General features: G+C 59.1%; 14 protein-coding genes. 9 read left to right on the plus strand and 5 right to left on the minus strand.

Going from position 1 to position 19,545, the window contains the following annotated elements; translation table 11 throughout:
* Positions 1–1,285 precede the first annotated feature (1,285 nt).
* Complete coding sequence (locus tag Enr13x_RS13375) at positions 1,286–1,525, minus strand: hypothetical protein (RefSeq protein ID WP_145386741.1); 240 nt, start codon at positions 1,523–1,525, stop codon at positions 1,286–1,288.
* A 344-nt stretch (positions 1,526–1,869) separates the two neighbouring features.
* Here Enr13x_RS13375 and Enr13x_RS13380 point away from each other — a divergent pair, with 344 nt between their 5' ends.
* The 5 genes from Enr13x_RS13380 to Enr13x_RS13400 all read left to right on the plus strand — a co-directional run bounded on the left by Enr13x_RS13380 (position 1,870) and on the right by Enr13x_RS13400 (position 7,549).
* Entirely contained in the window at positions 1,870–2,748 is an 879-nt protein-coding gene (locus Enr13x_RS13380) for a TIGR01459 family HAD-type hydrolase (RefSeq protein WP_145386743.1), read from the plus strand.
* 36 nt (positions 2,749–2,784) lie between these two features.
* On the plus strand, positions 2,785–4,098 hold the full coding sequence (locus Enr13x_RS13385; protein WP_145386745.1) for an FGGY-family carbohydrate kinase: 1,314 nt from the start codon (positions 2,785–2,787) through the stop codon (positions 4,096–4,098).
* A gap of 331 nt (positions 4,099–4,429) precedes the next feature.
* Complete coding sequence (locus Enr13x_RS13390) at positions 4,430–5,026, plus strand: hypothetical protein (protein ID WP_145386747.1); 597 nt, start codon at positions 4,430–4,432, stop codon at positions 5,024–5,026.
* A 421-nt stretch (positions 5,027–5,447) separates the two neighbouring features.
* Positions 5,448–6,869 (plus strand): TlpA family protein disulfide reductase, encoded by a 1,422-nt coding sequence (locus Enr13x_RS13395; protein WP_197456005.1) that lies wholly within the window; start codon positions 5,448–5,450, stop codon positions 6,867–6,869.
* 443 nt (positions 6,870–7,312) lie between these two features.
* Entirely contained in the window at positions 7,313–7,549 is a 237-nt protein-coding gene (locus Enr13x_RS13400) for a hypothetical protein (protein ID WP_145386751.1), read from the plus strand.
* 291 nt (positions 7,550–7,840) lie between these two features.
* Here Enr13x_RS13400 and Enr13x_RS13405 read toward each other — a convergent pair whose 3' ends face one another.
* From Enr13x_RS13405 to Enr13x_RS13415, 3 genes are all read right to left on the minus strand, one after another.
* A complete protein-coding gene (locus Enr13x_RS13405) occupies positions 7,841–9,304 on the minus strand; it encodes a flavin-containing monooxygenase (protein ID WP_197456006.1) in 1,464 nt (487 codons plus the stop codon).
* A 148-nt stretch (positions 9,305–9,452) separates the two neighbouring features.
* Positions 9,453–10,901: a TAXI family TRAP transporter solute-binding subunit gene (locus tag Enr13x_RS13410; protein WP_145386755.1), complete on the minus strand. Its 1,449-nt coding sequence runs from the start codon at positions 10,899–10,901 to the stop codon at positions 9,453–9,455.
* A gap of 24 nt (positions 10,902–10,925) precedes the next feature.
* Positions 10,926–12,425 carry a type IV pilus twitching motility protein PilT gene (locus tag Enr13x_RS13415; protein WP_145386757.1) on the minus strand — a complete coding sequence of 500 codons (1,500 nt, stop codon included), beginning with the start codon at positions 12,423–12,425 and terminating at the stop codon, positions 10,926–10,928.
* 223 nt (positions 12,426–12,648) lie between these two features.
* On the opposite strand from Enr13x_RS13415, the gene Enr13x_RS13420 reads away from it, so the two are divergent.
* The 4 genes from Enr13x_RS13420 (at position 12,649) to Enr13x_RS13435 (ending at position 16,165) form a co-directional block, all read left to right on the plus strand.
* Entirely contained in the window at positions 12,649–13,302 is a 654-nt protein-coding gene (locus Enr13x_RS13420; protein ID WP_197456007.1) for a hypothetical protein, read from the plus strand.
* On the plus strand, positions 13,292–13,720 hold the full coding sequence (locus Enr13x_RS13425) for a transcriptional regulator (RefSeq protein WP_145386759.1): 429 nt from the start codon (positions 13,292–13,294) through the stop codon (positions 13,718–13,720). Before Enr13x_RS13420 ends, Enr13x_RS13425 begins: the two co-directional genes overlap by 11 nt.
* A 73-nt stretch (positions 13,721–13,793) precedes the next feature.
* The gene (gene ispH / locus Enr13x_RS13430; protein WP_145386761.1) at positions 13,794–14,663 is read left to right on the plus strand and encodes a 4-hydroxy-3-methylbut-2-enyl diphosphate reductase; all 870 of its coding nucleotides are present in this window, start codon (positions 13,794–13,796) and stop codon (positions 14,661–14,663) included.
* The gene (locus tag Enr13x_RS13435) at positions 14,660–16,165 is read left to right on the plus strand and encodes a B12-binding domain-containing radical SAM protein (protein WP_197456008.1); all 1,506 of its coding nucleotides are present in this window, start codon (positions 14,660–14,662) and stop codon (positions 16,163–16,165) included. The genes ispH and Enr13x_RS13435 overlap by 4 nt, the downstream gene beginning before the upstream one ends.
* An 815-nt stretch (positions 16,166–16,980) precedes the next feature.
* Here the strand turns inward: Enr13x_RS13435 and Enr13x_RS13440 are convergent.
* The gene (locus Enr13x_RS13440) at positions 16,981–19,191 is read right to left on the minus strand and encodes a dockerin type I domain-containing protein (protein WP_145386765.1); all 2,211 of its coding nucleotides are present in this window, start codon (positions 19,189–19,191) and stop codon (positions 16,981–16,983) included.
* Between the last annotated feature and the right edge of the window lie 354 nt (positions 19,192–19,545).

A 19,545-nucleotide genomic window follows, 5' to 3' on the forward strand; every position in this document is an offset into this window, starting at 1 on the left:
ACCGACGTGGCGAAGTCGTTTCGGATCGTTTCTGGTCGTCAGGCCGATACGTCTGGCATCCGGGGTGACAGTAAAAAAGGGGGAGGGCTCCGCGCCGAGACAGATCGGAATTCGCCCATGTCCGCGAATGCCTGTTCATGCAATCTGGCGGAAATTCCAGCGGATGATCAGCTGTCAATACCGCGAAACGCCTTCACACGATGGTCGTCGTATTGGCGCGAAGTCGAAGTTTTGCCCAACAATGCAGAGTCTCGCTGGAGCCTGATTGCCTATCATGACGGCAAACGCATCGCGATCGAGTGTCGAACAAATCGGTACCGAAAGCGTGTCGAAGTGCAGTCTATTTGGATGGAAAGAGAATGGGATTGATCACCCTCGCGGTTGGTGCCGGTCTCGGTCGGTACTTGAACTATCGACAAGCAACTGATTGGCAACGAGCGCTTACGGCAGTGAGCGGCTTTGTTGGCTTTTTCTTCTGGCTTCTAATGGCTCAGGTAGCGTTTAGCTCGAACAAGAATGACACCGTTGCGGGGCATGTTGGGTTTTTCTTGGCAGGCGTTTCGGTCGGTATGATTTCCCGATACCTCGTCAACTCTCGAGGACGGGGCAAAGGCAAAAGTAATGCGGCTACGGAAGACCCGCGAGATCGTCCAACAGAGCAGCCATGGCTGCTGTTGCGAGCCCAGTGGGTCGTGCCAGCATATTGGCTCGCCTGCCTTTACGCCTCCTATTGTTTGACCCCATGAAAAGCCGTTTCTGAAACTGGTTCCCAAAGACGCGATCGCCTGACGGTCGTCTCGCGATCTCGTCTCCGCCAGCGGCAAACCGCGGCAATGTCTCCTTGAACACACCCTTGGGCGTTGCCCTAGGCTAGGGGGGGCAATGGCTTCTGAGATGTGGCTTCTGAGATATTCTGGCCGAAGGTCATTCGCGTGGAAACGGTGCAAGCGTTTTGATCTCGCGGGGCCCACGCGTTGATCCTCAGCCCCACGACTCTCACGTGACTGGCGATGTGTGATCGATTCGTTTTTTCTTCGACTCAAAGGACCTTTGCGTCAGTCGCACGACGCGCCGTTGTTCAAGAGTCGTGCGGCAATGGCGTTTCGGAAAAAGACGGTGAGATCAAGACGCCGATTGTAACGGGACGTGGATGAACGTCCCGCAGGAGATTCCAGAAGCTGGCGCGAGCCACTTCGGGAAGCGTCGCGCCGGATAAAATGTCGACGCAAGTGACAATTAGATTTGGTTCGGCGAGGGCCATTCGGGCGATGTCTCCGACGCCGGTCTAGTCGAGCTTTTTGCCGATGAATTGGATCACGGAGGCCATGCCGGTGTGAAACTTGCCTTCGACCACATCGCGTTCGGTTTCGTGCAGCAGGATGGTTTCCAGTCCGGTGAGTTCCCTCTCGATCTTGACGCACGTCATCAGCAGGTCCAAATCGCTAGGCCCCCCCGTGCCACGAGCACGTTGGTTTTCTGAATACGCTTCGAGGATCAGGATGCCGCCCGGTTTTAATGATTGCACTAAAAGCGGGTACAGTTTGTCGCGAATCGAACTCGGCAAATGCGCGTGGATCGAGACGACCCCGCCGTAGGTATTGGGTTGGGGAGCAGGGATAGGTGCGAAGCGAGAAAGGGCACGGCGGCGGTTGGACTTTGGCGTGCGAATGCGTGAAGCCGAGTTTTCTGACGTCAGTTTGTTCTACGCCGGATTCAGCATTCCAAGTTCCGTTGAACCAGGGCACTACCGCCGGTCCAATTCCGCGAGAGGCAGGACAGTCACGCTCTCCAATCCTTCCGCATGGGCTTGTGCGTTACTGCTGGTGGGTTGATGATTGCTCAAAACTTTCCATCTGATTGGCATGGTTCATGACGCAATTCATCGACACACTGCGGGAAGTCTTGGCCGAATTTGATGTTGCCGTCCTCGATCAATGGGGCGTGTTGCATGATGGCACGACGCCTTATTCACACGCGATCGAAGCGATCGGGATGCTGGCCGATCACGGCAAGGAAATGATTGTCGTCTCGAATTCAGGAAAACGCTCGGAATTAAACCGGGCGCGCATGCAGCGAATCGGCTTGCCGATGGATCGCATCGGCGAAGTGGTCACGTCCGGTGAAGCGTTGTGGGACGATATCCGAAATGGACGCCTGACGGTGCACGGCACGGTGCCCAAAACCTTGTTTCCGATTTGCGCGACGTTCCGGGATGCGATCGATTGGGGGGCCGGGTGCGAGAGGATTGAGCTGCGCGACACGTTCGACGAAAGCGTCGACGCGATTTTGCTGATGGGGCTCTCCGACGAAGCCCGGGAGGATGACTATGACGGTGTGTTCGACAAAGCGCTCGCGGACGGAATTCCCGTGATCTGCTCCAACCCCGACAAGTCATCGCCGCGCGCCGGTGGATTGGTCATTTCGCCGGGGCATCTGGCCGATCGGTTTTGCACGATGGGTGGAGAAGTCCTCTGGTATGGCAAGCCACACGCCGCGATCTACAACGCCGTCCAACGGGCGTTCCCGGACGTCCGACCCGATCGTTTTTTGATGGTCGGTGATAGCCTGGAACACGATATCGGTGGCGCACAGAATATCGGTTTCGCGTCGGCACTTGTTCGCAGCGGTGTTCACCGCAATGATTTTGCGAAAGCGAGGGGCAACCGTGAACGACGGAAAGTCATTGACAACCTCTCCGCACGAATGGGAGTCATCCCGCCTACGTTCTGCCTCGATTGCTTTGCCTGATGAAAGTTCCATCCGAATACAGGGTAAGAGAAGCCGATGCCAACCGATGACGATCTTTTTCTCGGGATCGACATTGGGACGTCCGGTGTGCGATCGACCGTCATCACCAAGACGGGTGAGCAAATCGCGACGGCAAGCGTTCGTTTGCCGAAGCCGCTCGAAATCGATTCGCGTCCCTGTCAGGATCCCGGACTCTGGTGGGGCGCGACTTGTGACAGCCTGTTCGATCTCGCGAAACGATTGAAACAGCATGACAGAAACATCGGAGACGTTCGCTCGTTGAGCGTCGACGGGACCTCAGGCACCTTGTTGCTTGCCGACGAAAACCTGACACCGGTGTCTCCCGGGTATCTCTACAACTCCGCCGGATTCGATCGGGAAGCCGCGGTCATTGCCGCACACGCTCCGCGCGACTCGATCGCCAATGGGTCCGGATCGGCTTTGGCACGCCTGATGTATCTGCAGAAACAGACCGGAGCCCAGCCCGCTCGGTTCATCTTTCACCAAGCCGACTGGATCGCCGCGAACTTTTTGGGCGCTAGCCAAATTCAAGGCGGTGGGCTATCGGATGAAACGAACGTGTTGAAGATGGGTTACGACGTTGTCCATCGCAACTGGCCCGATTGGATCGTTGATTGTGGTGTTCCCACCCGTTCGCTCCCTGACGTCCATCCCGTCGGCGCGATATTTGGAAACGTTTCCCGCGCGGTGAGCCAACAATTCGGATTTGCACAAGACGTACGCGTTGTCGCCGGCGCCACCGACAGCAATGCGGCGTTCCTGGCATCCGGTGCGTCAAAGATCGGTGAGGGAGTCACATCGCTCGGCACCACGTTGGCGATCAAGTTGTTGTCGGATCAACCGGTCTTCGATCCGAGTCGCGGCATTTACAGCCATCGCATCAAGGACATCTGGTTGCCAGGCGGCGCCTCCAGCTCCGGGGGCGGTGTGCTTTTGAACTTCTTCACGCGGGATCAACTCGGCGATCTCGAAGCTCGCCTTGATCCGTTGACCCCAACCGGTTTGGACTACTATCCGTTGTCGAGGCCTGGCGAACGCTTCCCCATCGCCGATCCTAAACTCCAACCCCGGCTGACACCGCGTCCCCCAGACGACGCCGTCTTTCTGCAAGGCATGCTTGAGAGCATCGCTGAGATTGAGCGTGTCGGCTACGCCGCGTTGCAGGAATTGGGTGCCCCGTCGGTGCATCAGGTTTATACCGCTGGAGGTGGTGCCGCCAACAAGGCTTGGACGCAGATCCGCGCTCGCGGTCTTGGTGTGCCCGTATTGAAGGCCGACTCGTCAGATGCGGCCGTCGGTGCGGCGCGAATCGCCGCGGGATTGATTTAGCGTGTGTCGAGCGTTTGGCCACTTGCCGGCCGAGGATCGGTGCCAATGAATCGTGGGAAGGACCGGTCACACCGTTGTTGCGGATCGCTTCGTCTCGCGGAGAAGGGCTGGGCCGGTGCCGCGAGATGCGAGCGGGCCGTCGATTGAAGCCCGCACGCGTGAGCAAGGGGCCACGCGGCGCCCCTCGCTAAAGCGTCGGGCTAACAGGACCAAGTTGATTCAAAAACATGGGCTAAATCGACAGGCCGCTAGCCCGCAGGGCGCAAATGGCAAGCTATGCATTGAGCGATGTCTGAAAACCCGCATCTGCACTCCGCTCCATCGAACTACCATGACCGACTATTCGGCAGAACCGTTCGCCGTACTTGGCAATCTCGTTTCATCCAGCTCTGTGTTCGAGATCACTTCGATTGTAGTGGCCGTGCTGATCACGATTGCTTCGTACCGGCGATCGATCTTGTGGCTCGGTGACGCCTCGCCCGGTTATCTTGCGTGTGCCGGTTGGTTGTTGGGCATGTCCGTTGCCAACGTTCTTTTGATCGTCATTCCGGCAATCCTCATGGGGCAGGCCGGCAAAGAAATCATCATGCTGTTCGTCTTCTTTATGACGGTGTATTGGACATCCTGTGCGGCCAAGTGTGGACTGACGCAGTCGATCTTCATTCTGATGGTCCACTCGTGTCTTTCGGTGCTCGGAATGGCATTGTTTATTACGGCGGCGAGCGTTTTCCAACTCATCGTCGTTGAGACTCAGCAAGCAATCACGTTGCCGTCGGGAGACACGCCCTCGGCGGCGCTCGAACCACTCGACGAATCAACCGCAGCCAATCCCGTGGGACTGCGGCCGATCCAATCGGACCCGCCGCCGGTGTCCCGGTCGCAGCACCGGGACCTTCAAGGAACGAAGGCCAATCCATTCTTCCAATAGTGAGAATCGCGAGTCAGAACAGGCAGAAGCGGGGTCGGTAAGCGGTCCGGATGGTGGGCGATCGCGAGCCGGGGCGTGCCGGCTCAGCAGCCGATCGGTCCGCCGTGAACGGGCCCAAAGGCCCCGTCCAGGTTAGGACGAGTGGTTTTTCGAGTACGATGGCGCTTCCGGGCCGTCGTCCGCTGGGCTTCCGACGACGACCTAAAAAGGACGTCGTACAGCGATCCGCCTCATTCCCAAGCTGGACGGTCCCTTTGGGCCCCAATTGGGACGGCGAACTTGGTCCATGGCGGTGGCGAACAGTTGCCATGGGGGTGCCGAGGCGATAGGATCGACTCTTCCGGGGGGCGATCTCCCGATCCACATGCTTCACGGGAGACACGGTGTTATGGGATCCTGCAGTCTTGCTTTTTGTCGACGATTGACGCAACCGAAGGCATTCGTCTGGGCCTTCACGTTTGTCTCGCTGTTTGCCGTCTCCAGCGGTTGCAAGGAATCGAGTCGGGAGGAGGCGTCCGATGGTTTGGAGCCGCCGGTCGTGTATGATTCCATGACCGCGGACTCCAACGACGCGCCGGCATCCGTCTCCGGCACCTCGGATGATTCCGAATCGGATCTGCCGGCCCTCGAAACGCCGCCGGAAAAGCTGACCATCGGGGACAAAAATCCCGGTCTGGCGATTGCAAAATGGGTCCGCGGCGAACCGGTCGAAGAACCACTTCGCGATCGTGTCCACGTGGTGGAATTCTGGGCGACCTGGTGTGGCCCTTGTCGTGCCGGCATGCCGCACATCAGTGCGCTGCAATCCGAGCTCGCCGAAGACGTCACCTTCATCGGTGTGACACGTGAAGACGAAGCGACGGTCGAAAATTTTCTTGTCAGCAACGCGACGGGTGACAAAACCTGGGACGACATCATCGGGTATCGGCTGGCAATCGACGATCGCGACTGGACCAACATGGCGTACATGAAGGCCGCCGGGCAAGGCGGAATCCCTTGCGCCTTCGTCGTCGGCCGTGACGGAGTCGTCGAGTGGATCGGCCACCCGGGAAGCATTGATGAACCGCTCAAGAAAATTGTCGACGGGACATGGGACCGTGAAGCCGCGATCGCCGAATACAAACAGCAGGAAAAGCTGCAGCAACTGACCGGCGAAGTGGGCGCCTTGCTCCGCGAGCAGGACTTTGACGGCGCATTGGAACGGCTCAACCAATTCGAAAAAGCAGAGGGCTCGTCCAAGACGCTGCTCAACTATCGCGTCAGGGTCCTGGAAATCGCCGGGCGCACCGACGAAGCGGCGACGGCCCGTGAAGCCCTGGTCGAATCGGCCTGGGAGGATGCGATGCTGCTGAACCAAATCGCCTGGACCACCGCGACCAACGGCGACCCCTCCGATCTGGAACTCGCACTCAAAGCCGCCAAACGGGCGTCCGAGTTGCAGCAAAACGAAGACGGCCCGATCCTCGATACGCTGGCGCGATGCTACTACGAACTCGGTCAACTCGATGAAGCCATCAAGTACCAACGGATGGCAGTCGAACATGCCAACGGACAACGGCAAATCGAAGCGACCCTCAAGGGATACCTCGACGAAAAAGCCGCCGCAGAAACGACCGATGCCGATGACAAGCCCGAGGAAGTGACGGCCGAAGAAACCAAGGCCGAAGAAACTGAGGCTGAAGAAACCAAGGCTGAGGAAACTGAGGCTGAGGAAACTGAGGCTGAGGAAACTGAGGCTGAGGAAACTGAGGCTGAGGAAACCAAGGCTGAGGAAACCAAGGCTGAGGAAACCAAGGCTGAGGAAACTGAGGCTGAGGAAGCGGAACCCGACGTCGCCGAGTAGAGGGACCGTCCAGCTTCAGACGACTGCTTTCGCAGGTACGACGGCCCTTCCGGGCCGCCGTCGGTCGGGCTCGCCCCGACGACCCAGAATGAGCGATCCGCTGATCATCTCGCTCCATCGGCGAGATCGTGAGGATCCGTCGCGTTTTCGCACCACCGGAAACGGCGAGCATCGTCGAAGATCGAGGCGACCCAAACGCTGATGCCAAACGCGGACGCCTGTACGTCCGTTTTAGCGGTTCCCTACACGCCCCTTAGGGTGAAATTGGATGCCGCTATCGGGGTGGATGACGATCCTTGTAAAGATGAGATTGACGGTGGGATCGTGAAACGAACAATCTGGGATTCCGTTTCCGTCAAGTCGCGGTCTTCACCAGTTCGCTGCTGTTGGCTGTCATCACTTGAACGGGGAATCAGTTCAATCCGATCAAGTCAAGGAAGCAAATGATGCCTCACGCTCCGTCGACACTGTCCGAAAATGAAATCGCTCAAATTGAGCAACACAAGTACTTCTTGAGCGAAAAAGCCGGCTATGACGTCGGTTGGGAACACGCCGAGCAGGATTGGCGTGAACACTTTGGTCCCCAGGCCAGTGACGTTGCCGAGCCCGGCCCGGCGACGGTTCGCCCGAAGGGTTTGGGCGGGTTCTTTAAACGGTTGATTTCCCGGGCAGCCGTCTGACCGAATCCTGGGGTCCGTTCACGCGCCCCCATACGCACCGAGTGACGAAATCATCCTCTGGTGTGGAGGCCGTGCAGTTTTTGTAAGTCACCCTCCTGGCAGGAGGGTCGAGCGAAGCGAGGGGAGGTCGATCGGTCAATCGCGGAGTTCTTTTTAATATTGAGAGACGCGCCGCAAGCAACAACGCAACCCTCTCCTCGTTGCGCTCGACTGTCCCAGGGGGGGGTGACGAAAAACCTTTCCCATCAACGACTTTAAAACTGCGCGAACTCCTTGCCCATCGACACCGTCTCACCGCGAGATCTCAAAGTCGGTGTGTTTCGCTTTTTTCATCCGTCGCCAGAACGCCGTCGCCGAACCGGACCAATTGTTCGGGATGCTGCCGTCGGCTGTCTTGTACCAACTGGTGCAATCCCCGGCCCAAATCGACGACGCCAGTTGCTGCTGGATTTCTCGGTCGTAGCATTCCATGGCGTCCTTTCTGACTTCGATCCTTCGCGCTCCGGTGTTTTGCATTCGCCGCAGGCACTTGGTGATGTAACCGACTTGGCGTTCGACCATAAAGATGATGGAGTTGTGGCCTAAGTTGGTGTTGGGGCCGTACAGCAGGAACAGGTTGGGGAATCCGGCAACGGCGATCCCTCCATAGGCTTTGGGCCGACCGGCCCAGGCATCATCAAGGCTTTGCCCGTTGCGACCGCGGATGTCCAAGGGCTGCAGGAACGCGTTGGCTTGAAAACCGGTCGCAAAAATGGCCGCGTCGATCGGGTAGCGTTGATTCGACGTCAAGACAGCGTCGGCATCAAACCGATCCACGTGGTCGCTGATCACGTCGACATCGTCGCGTTGGAGCGTCTGCAAATAGTCGCTCGACAACAGCACCCGCTTGCATCCGGGGGCGTAGTCCGGGATCAGCGTCGACCATTGTTCGGGCGGAATGACTTTCCGCATCCGGCTGCGCAGCCACCGAGCATATTCGAGGTTCAGCTTGCTGCCGCTGCGAAATGCAAAGACGCGCATGTCGCACATCAGATAAATCCACGACCGGTGGGCCCGGGCGCAGATCGGCAAGGTGCGAAACATCCAGCGTGCCCAGTGGGGATAACGGTAGTTGTGCAGCGGATGAATCCAGCTGGGCGTGCGTTGGAACACCAGTGTTCGCCCGGCTTGCCGAGCCACCTCGGGAACAAACTGGATCGCGCTGGCACCGTTCCCGATCACCGCCACGGTCTTGTCGGTCAAGTCGAATTCGTGATTCCAGCGGGCGCTGTGCCATGACGCGCCGGCGAACGACTCGATCCCGGGAATCGCGGGAATGTTGGGACGATTCAGTTGGCCGACGGCGCTGACCAGAAACTCAGCGGTTAACCTGTCACCGGCATCGGTCGTCACCTGCCAGGTTGCCGTGTCCTCGTCAAACGTCGCTGCGCGGACGGTGGTTCGAAACCGCAAGTGCGGACGCAGTGAAAAACGTTCCACGCAATTCCGAAAGTAGGCCAAAATCTCCGGCTGACGCGCGTACTTCATCGACCAGTCGTAATTCGGCGCGAACGAATAACAGTACAAGTAGGACGGGATGTCACAACCCGCGTTGGGATAGGTGTTCTTGTGCCAGGTGCCCCCGACTTCATCGGACGATTCGAGAACGGTCACGTTGTCGAAGCCCGCTTGCTTCAAACGAATCGCCATGCAAAGACCGCTCATGCCGGCGCCGACGATGATGAACCGCGGCGAACCGGATCGGACTGAATTCACGAAATCTTCCTCCATCAGAATTGCGGAGCTACGCTGTGAAGCATTTTTCTCAAGTGTTTTATGCGGTTTTAGCGGCAGGGCGCGAGCCCTCCGGTTCTTCATCTTTGTCAACACACCGGAGGGCTCACGCCCTACCGCTAAAAATGCTTCACTGCGTTGGGTGCGGGGGCGGATCGGTGGCAGCATGATCGATCGGTTGGGGGGGCTCTTCGTCATCGGCCGGGCTGGGGCGGTCCAGTTCGACGATCGCATTGCGGACCCGTCGCTGAACGAATTCGACGTGCAGCCGCAGATTGTAGAACTCTTCCATGTAGGACAGCGGAACGGATTTCAGGTCATCCAGCTCGCCTTGCATTTGACCCAGCGTCGTCACATTTTTCTCCAGGCGTTCGACATCCGGTTCATGGCGCAATTCGGATTCGATCCCACGCAAGATCTCGTACCAGCGATAGATTCGTGAGCGGATCCGCCAGCGATACAGCGGCGGCGCCATGCGGAACAACGGCAATAGCAACGTCAGCGCCGGCAACAACAAAATCTTTCCCCGACTGATGGCCGAGGCGACCCAAAACGGCAGATACTTTTGCAGGAACGGAGGCCCATCTTCGAAGTACACCCGGGCCGATTGATTCAGTGGAAACTCGATGAATTCGGTCGATGGCAAGCGGCCCGGTTGCAACAGGCTTTCACGCCCGCGATGCGTTTGCGACGCCGCCCGCAGCAGCAGCGGAATCAGCGCGTCGTGCAGCGATCGGGTGGCGATCAGGTTCGCCGCCGGGGCGATCAGTTGAACGTCTCGCGGCGGGTAGTCGTGTTGCAGATCGATCACACCGCGTTGGAGTGTGACGGCGGTCAGGAACGGGTGGCGCCGGACGTATGCATCGTCCCGTTGAAAGCTCAACAGATGGATGTCGGGCGCAGCGATCATTTCGCGGATCAACGTCGATTGGGGCGACAGGACAAACAGGGCGACATCGACCTGGCCGTTTTTCAGACGCTCGACGGCATCGCGGCCGCCCGCTTGCACCCGCGTCGAATCCGAGTCGGCATCGATCCCGTTTTCGTCCAGCAACAACGTCGCGATCGATTCGGTCCCGCTGCCGCTGCGGCCGATTGCGATTCGCTTGCCTTTCAGGTCTCGCAGATCGGCCATCGTTTCGTCGCCGCGATAAAACACCCAGAGGGGTTCGAAATAGAGGCTGGCCAAGGATTCGATTTCCACCGCCCCGCTGAATGATTTCGGCACCGTGCCGCCCTGGACGATCGCCAAGTTGACGTCCGGATCGGATTCCAGCAACCGATAGTTTTCGATCGAACCGGCCGTCGAACGCAGTTCAAGCGTCACACCCTGCCGGCCCAGGAAGTCTCGGTACTGCATCGCAAATCGGTGATACGCCCCATCGTCGGACCCGGTCGCCATCACGATGGTGCGCGGCGGGGCCGGCTGGATGAAAAACCAGGCCAGGGCAAACCCGAACAACACGACCAAGAATCCGCCGCCCCAGATCTTCAGCAACAAGCCTCGCAGTTGGCGACGCGTTTCGCGAAAGTGCTCGGTCAGCAAACTTTCGCTGCGATGGCTCGTGTTCTCTGTCAAAAGCTCGTTCCTGAATCACTGCGTTCAGCGTTGTTTGATCGAATCGATGGTCGGCGGGGCGTAGTTGCCGTGCCACATTTGTTCGAACGTGTCATGATTGGCGGCATGGGCTACCGCTTCATCATGCGAGATCACGTCCTGTTTCGCTAGGTCGACCAAATACTTCTCAACGATAAACGATTCCGACATCACTTGCTGCATGCCGGCACGAATCCCCTGGGCATCGCCCGACAAGATGCAGTCGGCGATTTGCTTGGTGTCGTTGAACAAGAATTCCAGCGCCGGAACACGCCCGCCTTTCACTTTGGCGACCAGACGTTGGCAAATGATACACTTAACACAATCACGCAGTTGCAGCCGCACCAGATCGCGTTCGATCGGGTCAAAGAAACTGACGATCCGGGTGATAACCTCCGATGCCGTGTTCGCGTGCAGGGTGCTGATGACCAGGTGCCCCGTCGCGGCGGCACTGATCGCCGAACGAATCGTATCGCTGTCGCGCATCTCGCCGACGAAGATGACATCGGGATCCTGGCGAAGCGCCGCACGGACGGCTTCGTTGAACGATTCCACATCCTCGCCCACCTGCCGCTGGGAAATGATCGACTTCTTGTTCACCTGGGCGTACTCGATCGGATCTTCGATCGTCAAGATGTGCCGAGCCTGGTTCTGGTTGATCCAATCGATCAGTGAGGCGACCGTGGTCGATTTCCCGCTGCCGGTCATCCCGGTGACCAGGATCAACCCGAAGTGCAGGCCGCCCAACTTTTTCATCACCTCGCTGGGAATCTGAAGCTCGTCAAACGACGGAATCGCTTCGGGTAGAAAACGCAGCGTGCAGTGGGGGACGCCGCCACGAATGAATGCCGAGACCCGGGCAAATCCGACACCGACCTGGTGGTACCGAAAACTACACTGCGAATGTTCCAGGTACTCGTTCCAGTCTTTTTCGGGCGCGACATCTTTGATGAACGCCGTGATCTGATCGGCCGTCAACGGGTGCCGCAAATCAGAACGCCGGATCGCGTTATCGACGCGAAACACCGGATCGGCGTCGGGGTACAAATGAAGATCGCTGGCCCGAAACTTCACCATCGCTTCCATCAATCGGTGCGGACGGAGTACTTCACGCCGAAAGCGTTGGCCTTGAAAACGCCACACGTCGGGCAGCAGCAGCAATCCCGAAATCTCTTTGATCGCGGCCATCGATGCCTCCTGATGATGGGCCATCTTGAGAAACTCGACGCCGAACACACCGTCTTCTTCAGTCACCGCGGCATTGGGAGGAAACAACTTGGCCGACTCCTGCAGCGCCGCCAGCGTCTCCCCGTCGGCACTGATCCGAAACTGATAGGAGTCGAAGGGGCCGTCAAAACCCTTGCGCTGCGCCTGCATTTCGATCCCGCTGGCGCGCGCGACGATTAGTTTCGCTCCCCCATAGGTCCGACGAATCTCGGCTTCGATGATCTCGGCAATCACCGCCAGATTGGATTGCTGTCCGACGCCGATAATCTTTTCAGCCATGGTATGTCCCCCACCAGGTTGGCCACCGTGCCCGTTTTCGCGACCTCCTGATTTTCCCCCTGCCGGTCACGCCGGTCAATCATCAACTGTGCCCGGCAGATCGCGAAACCACAATTCGATGCTTGACGCGATCGCGTCACCGCGGAGGGCGTGTGCTGTCGGAATCCTCGCGACGCGGGGCGAAAAAACAGTTGACGGGCCACGCCGGACTTTGTACTTTGTGATGCAAAGTAACTCTGTTTCTCTTCGACTCCGGGCCACGGTGATGGAACTTCGCGAGGCGCTTCGTCAGATCTCTGAAATTCGGGCATGCGTCGCGCGGAGCGAAATGTTTCGCGGCTATCGATCGGCAACGGTCGGGTTTTCCGCCGTGATCGGGATGATCGCCGCGGCGTCGCAACCGCACTGGGTCGCGTCGCCGGCGACGGACTTGGGGCGTTATTTGCTCGGATGGATCGGTGTCGCGACGGTCAGCGTGATGGTGGTGGCCGCCGAATTCATCTGGCGCAGCGAGATCAACGGCGCGGGCCGATCGCGCGAGATGACGCGTCTGGCGGTCGAACAGTTCGCGCCGTGCATCGTCGTCGGGGCGCTGCTGACGCTCTCGATTTATCGTTACGCCCCCCAGGTCGGTTGGATGTTGCCGGGGCTGTGGGCGTTGATCTTTGGGCTCGGCGTGTTTGCTTCCTATCGCCTGATGCCACGTCAGGTGTTTTGGGTCGGTGCCTACTACATCGCCTGCGGCTGCGGATGTCTCCAGTGGGGCCAGGGTGAGAACGCATTTTCTCCATGGCTGATGTTCATCACCTTCGGCGGCGGCCAGTTGCTCAGCGCCGTGATTCTGTATTGGTATCTGGAGCGACCCGATGCCCGCTAAACGAAAATCGAAACCGTCAAACACACAACCTGCCCCTGCCGGATCGGGACGTTTCGCCTACGGCGGACTCGATCGCGTCATGCATGAAAAGGCGCGACTGGGCATCCTTGCGTCTCTGGCGGCGCACGACGGCGGATTGCTATTCAACGATCTCAAACAACTCTGTTCCCTCACCGACGGAAACCTCAGTCGCCATTTGGCCGTGTTGAGCGATGCGGGGCTGGTTGAAATCTGGAAGGGAACCGGCCGAACACGGCCCCAGACCATGTATCGTCTGACCGACGTGGGGCGTTCCCGCTTTGCCGACTACATCAACGAACTGGAACGGGTGATCGCCGACGCCCAACTCGATGCGACGTCGCGTGCCGAAGCCCCAAAGGCGCGCCAACGTGATTCACGCGGCTGGTCTGCAACCTGAACGGTCACCTCCACAACGTCTCTTTTTTTAATCTTTCACTTTGTATTGCAAAGCTTAAGCGACAGGATCTTCGATGAACGTGATTCGCGCCGACGAGATGGGCATGTGTTTTGGCGTACGCGATGCGTTGCAGATCGCCGCGGAAGTCGACGATCCGACTCGGGTGACGATTCACGGAGAATTGGTGCACAACCGGATCGTCAACGAGCGGCTCGCCGATGCGGGGTTTCGACAATCCGATGAACGGCGCCGTGACTGTCACGCCGAGACCCCGTTGGTGTTGATCACGGCACACGGGGTCAGCAACGCCGAACGCGAGCGATTGCGATCAGCGGGCAAACAGTTGATCGACACGACCTGTCCGCTGGTTCGGCGTGTTCATGACGCGGCATGCGAACTCCAGTCCGAAGGCCGGCACGTGATCTTGATCGGAAAGAAGGGGCATGTCGAAGTCCGTGGGATCGTCGACGATCTGGACGAATACGACGTGGTCGCCGGCGTCGAGGATGTACGGGATTTCCAAGCGGATCGGCTTGGCATATTGAGTCAAACCACGATGCCGGTCGACGTCGTTGAAGCGATCACTCGGGAGATTCGCCGCCAAAACCGCGACGCCGACATCCGCTTCGTTGACACGGTTTGCCACCCGACCAAGCGTCGGCAAACGGCCATGATGGACTTGCTCGAACGCGTCGATGCCGTGGTGGTCGTCGGCGGAAAAAACTCGAACAACACGTGGCGGCTGGTCGAACTCTGCCGGCAACACGATACGCCCGCCTTTCATGTCCAATCGGCCGACGACATTCTGCCGGAGTGGTTCCGCCCGGATGAAACCGTGGGGTTAACCGCCGGTACGTCAACGTTGGACGAAACCATCGACCAAGTCCACCGCGCATTGCTGCGTCTGAGACATTGCCACGAAGAAACTGGATGGACGCAATGAAACGTTCGGTCCCCCGCGCGATGCGGATCGCTCCTGAACTTGATCCACACCGGCCCGCGCCTCCGGTCCGCCAGCGCCAGGCATTGTTGATCAACCCATTTTATCCCAAGGACCCACACGCCAGTTTCGGCAAACACGTGTTGACGCCGACGCTGGCGCTGACCAGCGTCGCCGCGGGTACGCCGGCGGACTGGGACGTCCGGTATTGGGATGAAAACCTGTTGCAGGGGCCGCCGCCGAGCGATCCGATGCCGGCCGTCGTCGGGATCACGGTCCATCTGACCTTTGCCCAGCGAGCGTACGAGCTGGCGCGATGGTATCGCCAACGTGGCTCCGTCGTCATCCTCGGCGGCCTGCACGTGATTTCTTGCCCCGAGGAAGCCGCACCGCACGCCGACGCACTCGCCATCGGCGACGGCGTTGCCCTGTGGGGCCAGATTCTGCGCGACGTTGAACAGGGCTGCTTACGATCCACCTATCGAGCCGACTTTCGCCGCCCCTATCGAGACGATCCGCCGCCCCGACGCGATCTGTTGCCCCGCAACGGTTTCTTGACGACATCCAGCTTGATCGCAACCCGCGGCTGCCACAATCGATGCGGTTTCTGCTACCTCTCGACCAAGGGCTTGCACATGCCCTACCTGATGCGGGATGTTGAACAGATCGCGGAGGAGTTTCAGCGTGACGGGCAACCGTACGCGGTGTTCACCGACAACAACCTGGGATCGAAGCCCGAGTACTTGAGACAGTTGTGTCGCGCGCTGCGACCGCTGGAAAAAATCTGGAGCGCCGCGGTCAGCATCGACGTCACCGACGACCCCAGCTTGGTGCGCGAGATGGCGCTGGCCGGGTGCACCGGCGTGTTCATCGGGTTCGAATCACTACAAAACGACAACATCACCGACGCAAAGAAAAAAAGCCCGAACACCAAAGACTACGCGCGTCGAGTCGCCTTGTTGCATGACAACGGCATTCAGGTCAACGGGAGTTTTGTGTTGGGGTTCGACCACGACCGCGAAGACGTTTTTGAAAACACGATCCGCTGGGTCGAAGAGAATCGGCTTGAGTGCGCGACGTTTCATATCATGACGCCTTATCCGGGAACGCCGCTGTTTCGGCAGCTGGAATCCGAGGGGCGGCTATTGCATCGCGATTGGAGCAAGTACGACACCGCCAACGTCGTGTTTCGGCCCAAGCACTTGACGCCCGAGCAGTTGGCGGCTGGTTACGAACTCTGTTACGACCGCCTGTTTTCGCACGCGTCGATTTGGCGTCGGCGTCCGAAAGACTGGCGTGCGGTCCCCGCTTATTTGGCGATGTCGTATTTGTACAAACGCTCCAACTGGATGTGGCATCTGTTGATCAAGTATCGGTTGACCGCGACGGTTTGGCGACCGTTGGTGGAATGGACGCGCCGGCGGCACGTCAAATTTCGTCGCCGTTTGCAGGCCAAACCCGAGACGTCCCGCCGCGGCAGCACCGTCGTTTCCGCGGGGGTGTAGCAACGGGACGATTGCGGCACACGGGCTCAGAGGCTTTGACTCCCACGTCCGCCGGCGGGGGACGTCGCTGCTTTTACTGCAGGATTTGGCAACCGACTTCGTTTCTCTCCCTCTAGGGGTTCTTCGTGGATTTTAGTGGCTAATCGCTCAGGACCGAGGTTTTTCGAGGCATTGCTGCGATGTCCGAATGGGTGTTGGACGACAACCGCTCGGTTCAAACGACCCTCCGCCGACACGGGGGCCGGCGGAGGGCACGAAGCACCTTCGGCGCATCGCAGACCAGGTGATTCCTTGGCGGGTTGCTCCTCCGCAGAGCCCGCCTCCGCTTCACCTGGCTTCGCCATCCTACCGAACAGAACAGAACCATCGGACATCGCAGTCATCCCTCAAAAAAACTTCCCCGAGTATTCGAGAGCACCCACTAAGATCCACGAAGAACCCCCTCTGGGAGAGACGGCGTTTGCGCAGCAAGCAAACGCCAGAGAGGGCCGGCGGCTCGCGAAAGTCTTGACGACTTCCGCTACGATTAACTCCGCAACTTCTACAATCGACGTCCCGAGCCGGCGACGCATTGCGCAGCCCAGGCTGAGCCTGGACACGAGTTGCGACGGTCTCCGGAATCACAGCAACGGAGAACGCCCACGGATGGCAGAGCGTACCCACGGATCCTTGGCTGCTGTTCATCCGTGGGTACGCTCTGCCATCCGTGGGTTCATTCAAATTGGGCACTGAGGGCTGTCCGACGGCTGGCGAATCCAGTTCGTAGGTCACGCTGTGCGTGACATCTGGCATGCACAGCATGCCCTACCGAGATCTCAGCCCACCGTTGGCACGCCACCCAGGGCCGCGAACCACTCATCCACCGTCTCCAATCGCAGCCGATCCTCGTCGTCGTCCTGATTCACCATCGACGACGGCACAGCGACCGACGAAGTCACGGCCGACGAACGTGCCGGCGACGCCGATGACTGCGACGCCGGTGGCGGCGGTGATTGCAGTGCCAAGTAATTCAGGACATGAAGTGCATCACGCGGCGTGATGTTCCCATCGCGGTTGACATCGAAACGCCAGTCGGTCGCCGTGGGGAACCCCGATGCGAGACGGTTGAGCACATTCAGCGCGTCCAGCGGCGACACTTTGGTACTGCCGTTGACGTCCAATCGATTGAGCACCGAGTGGAGCGCCCGCTGCAGTTCCGCTTTGTCGATCTTGTCGGGGGTGATCGGATCGGGCGCGCCGGGCAGCGACACCAAGTCGGCATACTGGTTTTCAAAGGGGGCGAAATCGCCGACATCGACGATGCCGGAATCATCCAGATCGACGTACTCCGGCGCGACACTGGTTGTGTGGCCGAACCAGTAAGCAAACGTCGCAAAGTCCAGCAGGTCGACGCGGGCGTTGCCATTCCAATCGCCCTTCAAAACGAAGAACCGATTGAGACGATCGCCGGTCCAGGTGAACTGGGGGCCCGACGTGACCGCGGGTGAAAGGATCAATCGGTAACGCCCGTCGGGCAATTGTCCCTCGTCTAGCTGGATCGTGATGGTCGTGCTGTTCGGTACAAAAATGACTTGGTCGCTCCGCAACGCGATGTCGACGGGCGTCTCGAAACCCGTCACGCCCAGATTGCGCAACACGATCCCGTCGGGCGGAAGACTGGCAATGCTCTCCCCAATTTCAATCACGATGTCGCGCAACTGACTGCGTTGCCGGATCCAAGAGGTGGGCTGAGTCCCATGCGCAAGATCGCCCGGGTTGCTACGTCGCGTGTTGAGTGTGATCACCGGGGGATCGGCGGGGTCGCCGATGATCGTCCCGGTTGCCGATGACATCGCGCCGACCAGGTAGGGGCGGCCGGTCATTTCCAGTTCACGTGAGACGTCGCGGCTGAATTGGCTGACCGATAGCAGGGTGTGTGCGGCAAAGGCGTAGCTATCGTTACCGTCCAGAGCGAGCCCATAAACATCGATAAAATCTTCGCCCGGATCTTGAGCGGGCTTGGGAGCATTCTCGATCGTGCCAGCGGTCCCCGGCGTCCGAATTTCGATCAGGGAATCAAAACTCTCGCTGGGCCGATGTGCCGAAAGGATTAAATTCCCTGACGAAAGGTAATCGAGATCGCCGCTGGACTGGTAATCGCTTGGCAGCAGCCGCGCCGCTAGGGCAGTGTCGATCTCGAAGACCGTGGTCACGCTTTGAAGGACCAGAAGATCGTCGGATGTCTCAAGATCTAACAATTTCAGATCCAGTGAGCGTGCGCCGACGGCAAACAGGTCACCCGATTCACTGCCGAAGTCACCGTCGCGACTGTCAATCAGGGCATTGGCGCTGGGGATGCCGTGGAGATTGATGAAGGTCGCCGCGATCACGCCGGCGTCGACTTGGTCCGGGTGCACTTGGTACAGCCGATCGGCGGTGATCGCGATCAGGTCGTCGTCATCGGTGAACGCGATGTCGGTAATCGTTTGGGTGGCGTCAATCGTGCCCAGGACGTGCACACAACCGGTTTCGATGTCCACGGTGGCCAACCGATTTTCATCATCGACGACGTAGTAATCGGTTTGCTGCCGGGTGACAAAGTGTGCCGCGGCACCGTAGACCGGTCCGAACTCGTCCGCCGAGACGATCGTGACGACGACGTCTTCGTCGCGTTCGATCAGGCTGTCCCGGATCGGCTTGACCGACAATTCGACCGTCGACTCGCCCGGATAAAACGTCGCCGTCGCGGTGACCGGGCCACTTGCGGGAGGATCCTCGGGAAAGAAAATCGTATCGTTTTCGACTTCGCGCGCGGTGTAGTCGACGTCGTAGACGGCATCACCGGAGAGTTGAAACTTGACCGTCAGGATGTCATCGGTCTCATCCCGCGTCATCGAATACACGATCCGCTTGGCGGGATCTTCGGCGATCGCGACGGGAGTCTCCGCGGTGACCGAAATCGTCGCCACCAACAACCGACGATCCTCCAGCGATTCCACGCGAGGGCGTCGCGAACGAAACGATCCCACAGTTGACAGGTTTCTCATGGGGTGTTGGTGTTTGCCGATCAGGCGACGGGGCCACATGGAGGTTTCGACGGGAGGTGGGGAGGGTTCGGATGCAGCCAAGCGACCACTGCGGAAGAGGCGTAGAACGCACCAAAAAACCGCCCACAGCGTCGTTCTCAGGCATTCCAAGCCGCTCAGAGCGGACTGGTTTGACGCTTGATTGTGCTTGGTGGTGCCCCTCAATCCAGCCGGAAAAGGGTGTTTTTTTCGGCTCACCCCCTGAATCGACGGGGGCAGCCCCGTTTTCGACGGCTCGATTGAGTCGGGATCGGCTGAGTCAATGGTGAGCCGCTGGCCGTAAGGCCTCGGGCAGCGTCGCAGTGCCCGGTCGCT

Source organism: Stieleria neptunia (genome assembly GCF_007754155.1).
GTDB classification, from domain to species: domain Bacteria; phylum Planctomycetota; class Planctomycetia; order Pirellulales; family Pirellulaceae; genus Stieleria; species Stieleria neptunia.